Source organism: Enterovibrio sp. FF113 (genome assembly GCF_041439165.1).
GTDB classification, from domain to species: Bacteria; Pseudomonadota; Gammaproteobacteria; order Enterobacterales; family Vibrionaceae; genus Enterovibrio; species Enterovibrio norvegicus_A.
Genome location: NZ_JBGONO010000030.1, coordinates 45,287 through 58,802 on the forward strand (window position 1 = coordinate 45,287; position 13,516 = coordinate 58,802).

The 13,516-nt window shown below is 47.7% G+C and carries 12 protein-coding genes; 7 read left to right on the plus strand and 5 right to left on the minus strand.

Features of this window, described 5'->3' with window-relative positions:
- Positions 1–122: 122 nt before the first annotated feature.
- The gene (gene metE / locus ACED36_RS19735) at positions 123–2,393 is read right to left on the minus strand and encodes a 5-methyltetrahydropteroyltriglutamate--homocysteine S-methyltransferase (RefSeq protein WP_371733730.1); all 2,271 of its coding nucleotides are present in this window, start codon (positions 2,391–2,393) and stop codon (positions 123–125) included.
- Between the two features lie 104 nt (positions 2,394–2,497).
- On the opposite strand from metE, the gene metR reads away from it, so the two are divergent.
- Positions 2,498–3,409: an HTH-type transcriptional regulator MetR gene (gene metR, locus ACED36_RS19740; protein ID WP_017004072.1), complete on the plus strand. Its 912-nt coding sequence runs from the start codon at positions 2,498–2,500 to the stop codon at positions 3,407–3,409.
- 16 nt (positions 3,410–3,425) lie between these two features.
- On the opposite strand, the gene ACED36_RS19745 is transcribed toward metR, so the two are convergent.
- Both ACED36_RS19745 and ACED36_RS19750 read right to left on the minus strand, forming a co-directional pair.
- Entirely contained in the window at positions 3,426–3,620 is a 195-nt protein-coding gene (locus ACED36_RS19745) for a DUF4250 domain-containing protein (RefSeq protein ID WP_016961446.1), read from the minus strand.
- A 160-nt stretch (positions 3,621–3,780) separates the two neighbouring features.
- Complete coding sequence (locus ACED36_RS19750) at positions 3,781–4,455, minus strand: hypothetical protein (protein WP_016961445.1); 675 nt, start codon at positions 4,453–4,455, stop codon at positions 3,781–3,783.
- Between the two features lie 298 nt (positions 4,456–4,753).
- On the opposite strand from ACED36_RS19750, the gene ACED36_RS19755 reads away from it, so the two are divergent.
- Positions 4,754–5,926: a diguanylate cyclase gene (locus ACED36_RS19755; protein ID WP_017004073.1), complete on the plus strand. Its 1,173-nt coding sequence runs from the start codon at positions 4,754–4,756 to the stop codon at positions 5,924–5,926.
- A 4-nt stretch (positions 5,927–5,930) separates the two neighbouring features.
- On the opposite strand, the gene ACED36_RS19760 is transcribed toward ACED36_RS19755, so the two are convergent.
- Positions 5,931–7,145: an MFS transporter gene (locus ACED36_RS19760; RefSeq protein WP_371733731.1), complete on the minus strand. Its 1,215-nt coding sequence runs from the start codon at positions 7,143–7,145 to the stop codon at positions 5,931–5,933.
- 179 nt (positions 7,146–7,324) lie between these two features.
- Here ACED36_RS19760 and ACED36_RS19765 point away from each other — a divergent pair, with 179 nt between their 5' ends.
- The 4 genes from ACED36_RS19765 (at position 7,325) to ACED36_RS19780 (ending at position 12,323) form a co-directional block, all read left to right on the plus strand.
- On the plus strand, positions 7,325–8,194 hold the full coding sequence (locus ACED36_RS19765) for a LysR family transcriptional regulator (RefSeq protein ID WP_016961441.1): 870 nt from the start codon (positions 7,325–7,327) through the stop codon (positions 8,192–8,194).
- A 4-nt stretch (positions 8,195–8,198) separates the two neighbouring features.
- Positions 8,199–8,735: a hypothetical protein gene (locus ACED36_RS19770; protein ID WP_016961440.1), complete on the plus strand. Its 537-nt coding sequence runs from the start codon at positions 8,199–8,201 to the stop codon at positions 8,733–8,735.
- A gap of 146 nt (positions 8,736–8,881) precedes the next feature.
- Positions 8,882–9,868: a DUF2860 domain-containing protein gene (locus tag ACED36_RS19775; protein ID WP_017004077.1), complete on the plus strand. Its 987-nt coding sequence runs from the start codon at positions 8,882–8,884 to the stop codon at positions 9,866–9,868.
- 133 nt (positions 9,869–10,001) lie between these two features.
- Complete coding sequence (locus tag ACED36_RS19780; protein ID WP_371733732.1) at positions 10,002–12,323, plus strand: YgiQ family radical SAM protein; 2,322 nt, start codon at positions 10,002–10,004, stop codon at positions 12,321–12,323.
- 61 nt (positions 12,324–12,384) lie between these two features.
- On the opposite strand, the gene ACED36_RS19785 is transcribed toward ACED36_RS19780, so the two are convergent.
- Positions 12,385–12,540, minus strand: a complete 156-nt coding sequence (locus ACED36_RS19785) for a hypothetical protein (RefSeq protein WP_016961436.1) — start codon at positions 12,538–12,540, stop codon at positions 12,385–12,387.
- Positions 12,541–12,837: 297 nt separating this feature from the next.
- On the opposite strand from ACED36_RS19785, the gene aqpZ reads away from it, so the two are divergent.
- The coding region (gene aqpZ / locus ACED36_RS19790; protein ID WP_371733733.1) for an aquaporin Z at positions 12,838–13,516 on the plus strand (679 nt) is incomplete at its 3' end.

Genomic DNA, 13,516 nt, shown 5'->3' on the forward strand with positions numbered 1-13,516 from the left:
ACGGGCAAAAAAGCCCTGATGGAACATGTCCGATCAGGGCTAAATAACATTTCAAGTTGCTCTGCGACACAGTGACGAAATGATGATGACTCTCTCGCCTTTCGCTGAGGCTAAAACAATGATTAAGCCACTTCTTCTCGCAATATTTGAGCCGCTTTCACTAAACTCAACAGCGCCGCTTCCACTTCGTCCCAGTTACGTGTTTTCAAACCACAATCAGGGTTCACCCACAGACGCTCGTCAGGAATCGTTTTACGTGCCTTTTCGAGCAACGCCACAATACCTTCCACGTCTGGAATATTTGGAGAGTGAATGTCATACACACCAGGGCCAATCTCATTCGGATACGCGAAGTCTTCAAACGCTTGCAACAACTCCATGTCTGAACGTGAGGTTTCGATCGTAATCACATCGGCATCTAGCGCCGAAACTGCATCAATAATGTCGTTGAATTCGCTGTAACACATGTGGGTATGAATTTGCGTTTCTGGTGTTGCACTGGCGGCTGAAATTTTGAACGCATTAACAGCCCAATCCAGATAGCTTTTCCAATCACCGGTTTTTAAAGGCATGCCTTCACGAATCGCTGGCTCATCAATTTGAATCACTTTGATACCGGCATCTTGCAAATCCGACACTTCATCACGCAATGCCAACGCAATTTGTTCTGCAATTTGCTGACGAGAAATATCTTCACGCGGGAATGTCCAACCAAGAATCGTCACAGGGCCGGTCAACATGCCTTTGACTGGTTTGTCTGTCAGGCTTTGCGCAAATGCCGTCCACTCAACCGAGATAGGTGCAGGACGAGAAATATCCCCCACTATCACTGCAGGCTTCACGCATCGAGAACCATAGCTCTGCACCCAACCAAATCGCGTCACCGCAAAACCGTCCAAATGCTCTGCGAAGTATTCCACCATGTCATTGCGCTCTGGCTCACCGTGAACCAACACGTCTAAACCTAGCTTTTCCTGACGTTCAATTGCATCTTGAATATGCCCCTGGATCACAGCGGTGTAATCAGACTCTGACAGTTCACCCGTTTTGAAAGCGCGACGCTGCTGACGGATCTCGCCAGTTTGCGGGAATGAACCAATCGTTGTGGTTGGGAATAAAGGTAGCGACAAAGACGCATGTTGTGCTTCAGCACGTTGTTGATATGGCAAGGCACGTTCCGCCAGCGCTGTGGTAATGCCATTCACACGCGCCTGTACTTCCTGCTTATTGACACGAAGGCTAGTTGCACGCGCCTCAATAGCCTCACTGTAAGCTTTAGTCTCGCTAATTGCCTTACTGTTCCCGTTAAGTGCATTCGCCAGCAACACCACTTCATCCACTTTTTGCTTAGCAAATACCAACCAACTCTTCACTTCTGGCTCGAGATCGGTTTCTTGCTCAACATCAATCGGTGAATGCAGCAGAGAACAACTGCTAGAGATCCAAAGTCGGTCTCCCAATTTGTCCGCTGTTGGCTGCAGCGCCGTTAGCCACTTGTTGAGGTTCGCCTTCCAAATGTTTCGGCCATTCACCACACCAAGAGACACCACCCAGTGATCAGGTATGCTATCGACAATGGTATCGACATGCTGTGGCGCAACATTCGCATCAAGGTGCAGTCCGTTGACATTAAGCGCTGAAATCACATCAAGTTGATGCTCAACAGACTCAAAATAGGTAGTCAGAAGCAATTTCACATCACCGCCAATCACTTGATACGCAAGCTTGTAGGCATTGCGCCACTCGTCTGGCAATTCCAGCGCGAGAATAGGCTCGTCAATCTGAACCCATTCCACGCCTTGTGACTTCAATTTATTGAGAATTTGCTGATATACCGACAGCAGGCGTGGCAGCAATTCAAGGCGGTTGAAATCGGCTTCTTTCTCTTTGCCCAAGAAAAGGTAGGAAATGGGTCCCAGAATAGCGGGCTTTACTTTGTATCCTGATTTCTGCGCTTCGCTAACTTCATCGAATAATTGATTCCAGCTCAGTGCAAACTCGTCGTCTTTAGTGAACTCAGGGACAATATAATGATAGTTTGTATTAAACCACTTGGTCATGTCCGACGCGGCGCAACTGCAACCCGTTGGGGCTTTGCCCCGAGCGATACGAAACAGGGTGTCCAGATCAGGGTGACCATGACGATGACGCTTAGGAATGTGGCCTAACGTCAGGCTCGTTTGAAGCACTTGGTCGTACCATGCGAAATCACCCACAGTGACAAACGATAAGCCAGCATCTTTTTGCACTTGCCAGTTATGATGACGAATGGTTGCGCCAACATCCAACAGTCCTTGTTGATTGATTTCACCGTTCCAATATTGCTCCAATGCAAATTTCAATTCTCGTTTGTTGCCGATGCGCGGGTAACCCAAAATATGTGTCGTGGTCATGCTATCTCTCCTTTTTAGCCGTCCAGATGTTTACATGTCCACCTTGATTGATTAGAGTGCATAAAACAAACTCAAATTACTCAAACGGATGTTGAGATAAATTCATGTTAGAAGTAAAGCACCTACGCACCCTCTTCGTTCTCCGCGACACAGGCTCGCTGACGGCGACAGCAACACAGCTTTGCCTGACACAATCGGCGCTCTCACATCAGCTTAAGGATTTGGAGCTGCGTATTGGTTCGCCACTGTTCATGAGAAAGACGCGTCCGGTGAGATTTACCGCAGAAGGACAAGTGTTGTTGGCGTTGGCCGATGATGTATTGCCTCGCCTCGCTCGGGCTGAAACAGAATTGGCAGCCTTGAAAGAAGATGCGCAGGGACGGCTTCATATGGCCATTGAATGCCACTCGTGCTTTCAATGGCTTATGCCAGCATTAAAAGAATACAGAATGAGTTGGCCGTTGGTGAAGTTAGACTTTTCTTCTGGGTTTGGCTTTGAACCACTACCAGCATTGGCAGGAGGCGAGTTAGATGTGGTGATTACCTCAGACATTAGCCCACGTAGCGAAATTCACTATGAGGCACTGTTTGATTTTGAAATGCGCCTTGTTCTTGCCGACACGCATCCACTCGCGAAAAAAAGTGTGATTGAACCTGAAGACCTTGCCGGAGAAACCCTACTGACCTATCCGGTGCAACGACAACGTATGGATGTGGTTAAGCACTTTTTGCATCCTGCAGGTGTTGAGCCAGTTCAATTTAAATCTGCAGATAACACCTTGATGCTGATACAAATGGTGACGGCAGGATTAGGCGTAGCTGCCTTACCTAATTGGGCCATTAGTGAATTTTCAAGACAGGGTTTGGTGGTTGATAGGCCTCTCGGCAAAGGGCTTTGGCGTCGACTGTATGCCGCGGTAAGAAGCCAGGAGTCGCAACGGCCCTATCTTAAAGCGTTCTTTGCTACCGCTCGCAATCAATGCCATACCCATTTGGATGGGATTAAGAAGGTATAGCTAACCTTCTTGAGCTCTATTTTTGCCTCAACTGATTCACAACGGGATCGTAGTAACATCCCATTTCATCGAGTTTATGTTGGAAAGATTGGTGGTCCAATTCAAATTGCGCCAAGAGGTCGTCGAGGCTATCGCACTCTAAGCGCAACTTCTCATTGACGATGCCGTACATGATCGCACCTTCGAGATGCTCAAGGTTGTGGATTTCCATACACGTACTCCTGTTTTCAGTGGGTCACTTTTGAACCTATTCGAAAGTATTTTAGATGCGATACGTCATATTCGCGTTGACGCCTAAGGTGAACAGCCACAAAAAAGGCACTTCACGTGCCTTTTATTGTGCCTGAGACAACCCGTTGCCATGCAAATGCTCAGATGAGTGCTGACATGGCAACGCCAGATGCCCCCCCAATGACGATCAGCGCACAACAAAGTTGCAGTAAATGCGGTGGTGTTTGACGAAGCAAATGAAATGCCCAAATTATCACGCCCACCAGCACCAAGCCCAAACTGGTCAACACGGATGTCACTAACGCATTGGCTGACGCCTCCGGCATAGATGTGCTGGCAACTGCAATAACCAACGCCATCAACATTGCAGCGACAATGCCCGCAACCGGAAGAATACGGTGAAATGCCTGTAAACGAGATCGCGCCCGAACCAGCAAGCAATGTCCCGTGATAGCGCCCACCAGAGCAACTTGGGAAATCATCAGCAACCCTACAAACATGCCTTGATGCCATGCTGAAATTAGCACTGCCAACGCACCAAAGCCATTGGCCAAAAGCAACACAGGAATAGGTCCAGACAGTCGAGTTTTCCCTGATTTCGAACGCAATGAAAAAATGCCTAACGCAATAAATGGCAACGCTGAAAATGGAGAGAATGGAACAACCAATGCCCAAGCGGCGACCAGAAACCAAAACGCTTTGTGCAGACGTCCGCGCTGCCCCGGACAGATATCACCTTTCAGCAATACCAACGTCAAAACAAACTGGGCGCCTAACGCACCCGACATCACCACCGAACTCAATAATTCGTACATTGTTTACTACCTGTTGGATACTTGCGGGCAATTATACCCAAGCAACCGTGAGTTACCCAATTTATACTACCGCCTGAAAATCCACTTTTTATCGCAAATACCGCCGTGAGGCATCAGGCCACTTTATATCTATAACAATGTAGATACCCTCACAGTTATTGATGATAACTTTGCATTCACTCGCATTCATATGTAACTGTTTTACTATAAGTATTAATATTGTGAATGCGCTTCAAAAAATTGCGTAATACCCATCACAATATCACTGGCTCGTGCGGAAATGAAAACCAGGGGAAACATGGAGTTATCCTACCGTCATTTTAAACTTTCGCTTCAGGAACTCTGGAGCGCAAAGCGTCATGCTGCCAGTTTCAACACAACACGTGCGACATACCTGCGATCACGCATTATTGCACTTAGTTATGTTTGGGCGGCGCTAACACTCGTATGGATACCCGTTGATAACCTGACACTTGATACCAGCAGTTACTCGCTGACCATTCTTAGAATTTGTCTCGCCGCCACGCTTTTTACCATTGCCCATATCGTTCGTTCACGTCACTCTCTTCGCGACTGCCGCATTGCATTAGTCGCCTTGGTCATGAGCTTCAATGTCTTTTATTTGTTGGCTAATCATGTGTTAGGTTACCCACACACCATCAATACGTTCGTTTATTGCTACACATTACTGCCATTTCTGCATGTCATTATGCTGACGATATTTCCCTTATCTATTCGAGAGTCTTTCTCACTGATCCTTGCCACAGCACTGACACAGATCTACGTTGATTTTCAGAGCGGATTTCTTCTCTCTTTAGATATTTTTGCGATCTATTGGCTACAAACGGTCGTAGGTTTTCTCGTGATTTGGGCTCAAACATCCAAACTGCATATGATGCTTCGCTTATACCGTCACGCGACGCTTGATCCTCTTACTGGGGTATACAATCGCCGCATGTTGCTCACCCTCGCGAAACGCGACATTGAGAATACGCGCACACGATCACGCCCCTATTCTGTTCTGTTGATGGACCTTGATAAATTTAAGCGAATCAACGATCAATATGGCCATTTCGCTGGCGACATGGTGCTGCAAGCATTCACCAAAACCGTGCAAGAAACGTTACGGAAATCGGATATATTTGGCCGTTATGGTGGCGAAGAATTCATTCTCTTTTTACCGCAATGCAGTGCAGAAAACGCTCAATTGGTAGCCACGAGGATCATGAGTAATATTCGCGATCTGGCAATCGATGTAGAAGGTGTGTCTGAGCCAATCAGAGTGACAACATCCATCGGCATTAGTACCAGTCTTTCGACACAAGATAGCCTTCACCAGTTACTTGAAAAAGCGGATCTTGCTTTGTACCACGCAAAGCATAACGGTCGTGATTGCAGCCGTCTGTTTGACCACTGCGGTGCAGATCTACAAGAAAAACATAAGCGCCCTTGGCTTGAGGCTGCCAACTAATTACTCACCCTTTTGCCTCAATGACCGATGCCTTCATGAGCAACTTCTTTTCCAGCGAGCCCAATATCTGAATCAAAACAAGATTGAGTGCCGCCAATGATACGGCACCAAGCGTGACAGCGAACCACCCAGCATATTCCCAGCACCCTATCAAATAGAAACCACCCAGACTGCCACCCACATAGTAGTGAACAAGATAGAGAGCCGTTGCAGTGGCTTTACCTTTCGTTGTACGTCGACTCACCCACCCATAAGCCAATGAGTGTGTAAAAAACGCGCCGCCACTCACAATGAGTAAGCCAATGACCACGGTCGCTTGAGTTTCTACGCTGGCTATCAATACCCCAAACAATGTCACCACGGTGCCAAAAGTCATGCCTGAAATCGGTGAATACCGGTTCGCCCAGCGCCCGCTTAGCCGAGAGGTCAGCGTGCCAGCGAGATAACAAATGAAAATAGCCGATGCAATACCGACAGGAAGGTTAAAAGGTGCTGCTAACAGTCTAAATGTTGTCACTGAGTAGAAGTTCACGAAAAGGGCAAAATTCACACCACCAATAATCATGGCAACCCACAATATGGGGGTTTTAACGTGCTCACCAATCACTTTCGTTTGCTCAATAAGCGAGGTATTAGATGATACGAACCGTGTTTGAGCAGGCAATAGACTCCAGACCAACAAAATGCCAATGGCCGTCAATATTGCCATTGCCATCACAGCGCCCTGCCACCCGAAAAAATCCGAAAACAAACCACCGAATAAGCGACCGAATATCCCACCTAACGAGTTAGCACTGATGTAGCCACCTACCGCGACCACAAGCGCGGTCGGGCTAAACTCGTCCGCCATATACGCCACCGCGACCGCCGCATAGCCAGCCAACGCAATACCCATTAGCGCTCTGAGCACCACCAGCCCCCAAAACGCGTCCACGTACAGTGACGCAAAACCGACGATTGGCATCAAAAATAGGCTCGCAAGCATCACCGGGCGACGGCCAACTCTCTCAGACAATAACGCCCAAGGTAACAAGCTAATCGATAAGCCGAGCGTGGACGCGGCGAGAAGCCAATTCGCTTTCGTTGCGGTGACGACAAAGGCATCTGCAAATACAGGAAGCATTGGCTGGAACAAATACAGGTTACAGAACACCAGAAAGGAGCCAAAAGATAAGGCAAATGCGGCTTTACGGTAAGCGGGTGTTTGTAATTCGATCATGCTCTACATTACTGATTTCACAATATACTGTGAAATTAGCAACCTATCAGTAATATATAAAGTATATTAATTATATTGAAGTGAGATCTTTAATTAATACCTATACCCAAACAACCTCAAGATTCTTGGGTATAAGCCATCTCTGACACTCACATCGACTACCAAAAGGCACAGAAAGCATGAATCTAAGACAGCTTCGATATTTTGTCAGTGTCGCCGAGCAGAAAAATTTCACTCGCGCTGCCAGAAAGCTGAATATTGCCCAGCCTGCCTTGAGTATTGCGATAAAGAAATTAGAAACCAATATCGGCCTCAATCTATTTGACCGCAACGAACGCCAAGTGCACCTCACGCAAGAAGGCCAAACTCTCCTTCCCCACGCTTACCGCATATTAAGAATGGTTGAAGACGCCAACACCGAAATGGCAGAACTCAGAGGCTTACAAAAAGGCGAAGTTCGTGTAGGCGTGCCTGGCATGCTGGGTTCTTACTTCTTCCCTTCCATTTTGATGGGCTTTAAAAGCAAATACCCAGATCTTAAACTCAGTGTGGTAGAAGCAGGGACACAGTCAATCCGACAAATGCTACTCGATGGCGAACTCGACATTGGGGTGATTCACAGTCAGGATGTCCCTGCCGCATTGGACACAACTCATTTGATTTCTTCGCAAATGGTTGCCGTCACCAGTGCCGATCATCCACTGGCGGAACAAACCTCGATGAGTTTTCAAGCCTTCTTTGATGAAGAGTTGGTGATGTTCAAAAAAGGCTATTTTCACCGCGAATTCATTGACCGTATCTGTGCAAGCCATAAAATCACACCCAACCTTTCTTTTGAAACCAACCTGTTGGCGATGATCTTAAACATTGTTCGTCATGGCTTTGCTATTACCGCTTTACTTGAATTGGTGACACAGCACGAACCTGGACTCATTGCCATTCCATTTGAAGAACCCGTGACATTGGATATTTCCATGGCGTGGCGAAAACACGGTTACTTATCATTGGCAGACCGTGCGTTTATCGATTTCGTACAACAGAACAAATAGCAGGATGAACACAGTGCACGCTTTTTCGCTCGGCTCAGGTAACCCTTCTATCAATGTCTATGTAGAGAAAGCACCGCCTCTGCACGCACTATGGGGTGAAATGCCTCTAACTGGGAGCCACACGCCCCTCATCAATGGCGACATAAACGCCATTGGACAAGCCGGAGGTAATGGCTGGCGCAAAGTGTTCAACGTCTATGCAAAGCTACTATATGCGCTGCCCGAGCATTCAACGCTTCGCCCACAAGGTTTTGCTACATGGCAGAGGTACCGAGATGAAGCATTGCTTCAACAAGCCTCCAACGCAGCGTTGTATTTTGGCCGCCATGATCTGCTCACATTGGCCGACAGCGGCGGTATCCACATTATCGCTGGGAAAACTCATGCTCAAAAACTGGGTATCGCAGAACAATGTGTATGGCTAGACAAGGACTTTGCCCGACACCCGACGCTACCCATCGTTATTTGCCCCTATTTTGACTATCGCCAACTGTCGAATCAAAAAATTGATGTATTGACAAAATTAATGGCCAAACTGTGATGATCGATTCCCAATGTTCTGTTCGTAGTAATAAAACGCATTGAATAGATTTTTAACTTATCGATTTTCATGACTATTTTTCTAGCCATCCTCTTTGCTATGATGGCAGACTCTTTACATCGTCAGAGCAAAAGGACATTGCGCGCATGAATGTTAAACACACTCTTTTAACCAGTCTCATTGTACTGCCCTTTTTTGCTAACGCTGGGCTGGCAGAAAGAGGCGGACTCAGCGGCGAAATATCACTGCTAGGCGGTGTGGTATCCACGGATTCCAATTTATCTACCAGTGGCGAAGCCATAAAAAACGCGCCGCTAAACAGCAGTGGAAATCGTGAGACGAACCCAATCTTTGGGCCTCTGGGTAGTTTGGCGTTCACCTGGGGGGAAGGGCTAAGTCAGCAGATTTTCGTCGGTACGACCCGTGAAGATATTGCCGTCGGTACGGTTGCTTTGGAAATTGGCTACAAGCAAGAATTGGCCTCTGGCACTAAAGTTACGGTGGCATATTTACCCACCGTGTTGTCAGAAGAAGTATGGTCAAATCCTTACTTAACAGATACCGCGCGATCTGAAACCGACAAATCTGGCAATGCTTACCGTTTACAGTTGAATAGTATTGGTGGCTCTCCGCTGTCTATTGACATCGCCTACGCACAAACCGAGATCGACGACGAGCAAAGCGGGACTGCAGGGTTCACACTCAGTGAACAAAGCCAGTTAAACCGTGAAGGTGACACCTTATATTCAAAGGTCAGCTACCGTCAGTTCCTCGGTCGCGGATTGGGTATCGCCCCCGCGTTTGTTTACTACGATCATGAAGCCGAAGGCGATGCAATGTCTTATCAATCGCTAGGGGGTGAGCTTTCCTATTTCAGCCTTGCTGGCCGAAATAAAATTGTACTGACGGGTAAATATCATGCTCGAGACTACGATGCGAATCATCCCGTTTTTGGTACCACACGTGCTGACAAAGAATACGGCGTCTTCCTCGCGTATGAATACGGTGAGCTTTTTGATGTCACGCCTTTGTCCCTCATTTCATTGGCAGGCTACAACAACATTGACTCAAATATTGATTTCTATACCGCCAGCCAGTATCTATTTTCACTGGGTGTGAACTACAAATTCTAATGCAAATGGGCTGCATTTTCGGGTAGTGCAGCCCAATACCGCCAAAAACCCTGCAAAACTACGGGTTTAAACCTTCTGGCTCTCCTCTCTACAAGCCGCTATAATTGCCGCCTTGCGAGAAAGAGGTCAAAAAATGCGCAATTCCGTCACTCCCATCTTTGAATACCCTAAATACTGGGCTGAGTGTTATGACACTTCACCTTTTCTGCCAACCAGCAGAGAGGAAATGGATCAGCTAGGTTGGGACAGCTGTGACATTATTATTGTTACAGGCGATGCTTATGTCGATCACCCGAGTTTTGGTATGGCTGTTATTGGTCGTACGCTAGAAGCTCAAGGTTTCCGTGTCGGCATCATTGCGCAACCCGATTGGCAAGACAAAAAAGCGTTCATGGCGCTAGGTCAGCCAAACCTCTTCTTCGGTATCACCGCGGGCAACATGGATTCCATGATAAACCGCTATACCGCAGACAAAAAAATTCGTCACGACGATGCCTACACGCCTGATAACAAAGGCGGCAAGCGTCCCGATCGCGCAGTATTGATATATACCCAACGCTGTAAAGAAGCCTATAAAGAGACGCCTATTGTTCTGGGTGGCATCGAAGCAAGTCTTCGCCGCTTGTCGCATTATGACTATTGGTCAGATAAAGTCCGTCGCTCGGTTTTGTGCGATTCGAAAGCTGACATCCTTCTGTTTGGTAATGCTGAACGCGCATTGGTTGAAGTTGCCCATCGCTTTGCAAAAGGCGAAAACGCAGCGAGCATGAGCCGCATCGCCGGCACAGCCGTGATGCTGAAAAATGCACCAGAAGAAATGACGGAAGTTGATAGCTCACGCATAGACAAGCCGGGCAAGTCTATGGTTCTGCCTAACCCGTATGCCACTGAAACGGCCTGCGAGACCAAAAAAGACGACGAACCGAAACCCATCATGGTTCGCCCGCCACGTCATGATGCAGAAAACAGTTATGTTCGTTTGCCTTCTTTTGAGAAACTGGTCAACGACAAAGTCCTTTATGCACACGCAAGCCGCGTCATGCATTTGGAAGCCAACCCATATTCGGCACGCGCACTCATCCAGAAACACGGCGAACGTGAACTTTGGGTCAACACTCCACCGATTCCTCTTACGACTGAAGAAATGGATTATGTGTTCGGCCTGCCTTTCGCACGTGTCCCTCACCCTAAATATGGCGACGCAAAAATTCCTGCGTATGAAATGATCAAAACCTCGGTCAACATCATGCGTGGCTGTTTTGGTGGTTGTTCATTCTGTTCGATTACCGAACACGAAGGTCGCATTATTCAAAACCGTTCTAAGGAATCTATCCTGAACGAAATTGAAGACATTCGTGAAAAGGTACCTGGGTTTACTGGCGTGATTTCCGACCTTGGTGGCCCAACGGCGAACATGTATCGCCTTGGCTGTTCTGATCCTCGTGCAGAGCAAAACTGCCGTCGACCGTCGTGTGTGTTTCCAAAAATCTGTGAGAAATTAAACACAGACCATAAACACACCGTTGATCTGTACCGCTCTGCGCGTGAGTTGCCTGGCGTGAAGAAAGTGGTTATCGCTTCAGGTGTTCGTTATGACCTTGCGATTGAGTCACCAGAGTATGTGAAAGAATTGGTGACTCACCATGTAGGGGGTTATCTGAAGATCGCTCCAGAGCATACCGAAAAAGGTACGCTGGATCTGATGATGAAACCCGGCATGGGCGCTTATGATCGCTTTAAAGAGTTGTTCGAGAAATATTCTAAAGAAGCGGGTAAAAAGCAGTATTTAATCCCGTACTTCATCGCGGCACACCCTGGCTGTACCGATGATGACATGCTGAATCTTGCACTGTGGCTCAAAGAGAACGATTTCCAGTGCGATCAGGTGCAGAATTTCTATCCATCGCCAATGTGTAACGCAACGTCGATGTATCACTCTGAGACGAATCCTCTGAAACGCGTGAAGTACAAGAAGCGTGAAGAGTTGTTTGTTGCTAAGGGTGAAATTCAGCGCCGTCTGCACAAAGCGCTGTTGCGTTATCATGATCCAGCCAACTGGCCAATCATTCGTGAAGCCCTCACCAGCATGGGCAAGCGACACCTGATCGGAGATCGTGAAGGGTGTTTGATCCCGCGTGAAGGTAGCGAAGCAGAAATGGCTGCCTTACAGCGTCGTGGTTCGAACCGTCCTGGCACGAAGCGCTTTGCCACTAAGCACCCTAACCAACCTGATATTCGTAAACCTCAGGGTCAAGGCAAGGGAGCAAAAGGTAAGCCAGTTGGAAACGGTCAACGACCGGTTTCAGGCAAGCCAAAGGCTCAAGGCGCTAGCAAGCCGCAAAACGGCTCTAGACCAGCAGGTTCGAAGCCTGGAGCTTCTAAACCAACGAGCTCAAGACCAAGTGGTGCTAAAAATCGCCCATCCGGCAACAGAAGCCGCTCGGCAGCCCGATAAAGAAACACAAAAAAGCGAACCTTATGGTTCGCTTTTTTTTCTACTCCGATGGGCTTGACCATCATCGTATTAGTTCAGAGATCACCAAACTCAGCGCTGCAACCGCCACGAGAACACACAATCCAATGACGACTTTTTTCTGTGCCTTTTCATCAAGAAATTTCGCAGCCAATATGCCAACAATGATTAATCCACCAATAATCGCAACTTTAATCATTTTAATCGCCTCTTTAGCCAACTCTCTGATTTTTCAAAAGTAACACATATACCCTCCCACAGCGATGACTAGTTCAATCGCTGCGACATTGACACCCTACTCACTCACTTGTGACACAAGACCTTGGCGCTAAGTCATAAGTGCTTTTGGCGGGTGTAAACATGTGGGAAGACGGCTTTCACTGCACACTTAGAATAATGTGCTAGGTTTAAATCACTTACTAGGTGCAAGCTCTAGCGCACCTTGGGTGATTAACATTCCGCCGTTCCATAACATTGAGTAAAAGAAGGTTGTGATATGTTGAAAAAATTGACAGCAGAGTTCATTGGTACATTCTGGTTAGTGCTCGGTGGCTGCGGAAGCGCCGTCTTTGCAGCGGCTTTTCCAGACCTCGGTATTGGCTTCTTGGGCGTAGCGCTCGCTTTCGGCTTAACTGTGGTCACCATGGCTTACGCCATTGGTCACATCTCAGGGTGTCATTTAAATCCCGCGGTATCTGTTGGCTTATGGGCTGGTGGTCGCTTCCCCACCAGCGAACTTCTCCCTTATATTGTAGTACAGGTTGCTGGTGGCATCGTGGGCGCATTCACCGTGTACATCATTGCTAGCGGTCAACCCGGCTTCGATCTCGCGGGTGGACTGGCTTCTAATGGCTATGGCGCACACTCTCCAGGTGGCTTTGACATGATGTCAGGCTTTATTACCGAAGTGCTAATGACCTTTATGTTCTTGATTGTCATTATGGGCGCGACACACAAACTCGCTAACCCAGGTTTTGCTGGCTTGGCCATTGGTTTGTCACTGACCCTTATTCACTTAATCAGTATTCCAGTGACCAACACCTCGGTAAACCCGGCGCGCAGTACTGGGCCTGCTCTGATTGTGGGTGATTGGGCACTCGATCAGCTTTGGATGTTCTGGGTCGCACCGATGATTGGCGCTGTGATTGCAGGTGTTGTTTATCGCTGGCTTAGCC

Coding starts and splice junctions, on each gene's coding strand:
- metE (WP_371733730.1), bottom strand. CDS start 2,393: ATGACCACGACACATATTTTGGGTTACCCGCGCATCGGCAACAAACGA.
- metR (WP_017004072.1), top strand. CDS start 2,498: ATGTTAGAAGTAAAGCACCTACGCACCCTCTTCGTTCTCCGCGACACA.
- ACED36_RS19745 (WP_016961446.1), bottom strand. CDS start 3,620: ATGGAAATCCACAACCTTGAGCATCTCGAAGGTGCGATCATGTACGGC.
- ACED36_RS19750 (WP_016961445.1), bottom strand. CDS start 4,455: ATGTACGAATTATTGAGTTCGGTGGTGATGTCGGGTGCGTTAGGCGCC.
- ACED36_RS19755 (WP_017004073.1), top strand. CDS start 4,754: ATGGAGTTATCCTACCGTCATTTTAAACTTTCGCTTCAGGAACTCTGG.
- ACED36_RS19760 (WP_371733731.1), bottom strand. CDS start 7,145: ATGATCGAATTACAAACACCCGCTTACCGTAAAGCCGCATTTGCCTTA.
- ACED36_RS19765 (WP_016961441.1), top strand. CDS start 7,325: ATGAATCTAAGACAGCTTCGATATTTTGTCAGTGTCGCCGAGCAGAAA.
- ACED36_RS19770 (WP_016961440.1), top strand. CDS start 8,199: ATGAACACAGTGCACGCTTTTTCGCTCGGCTCAGGTAACCCTTCTATC.
- ACED36_RS19775 (WP_017004077.1), top strand. CDS start 8,882: ATGAATGTTAAACACACTCTTTTAACCAGTCTCATTGTACTGCCCTTT.
- ACED36_RS19780 (WP_371733732.1), top strand. CDS start 10,002: ATGCGCAATTCCGTCACTCCCATCTTTGAATACCCTAAATACTGGGCT.
- ACED36_RS19785 (WP_016961436.1), bottom strand. CDS start 12,540: ATGATTAAAGTTGCGATTATTGGTGGATTAATCATTGTTGGCATATTG.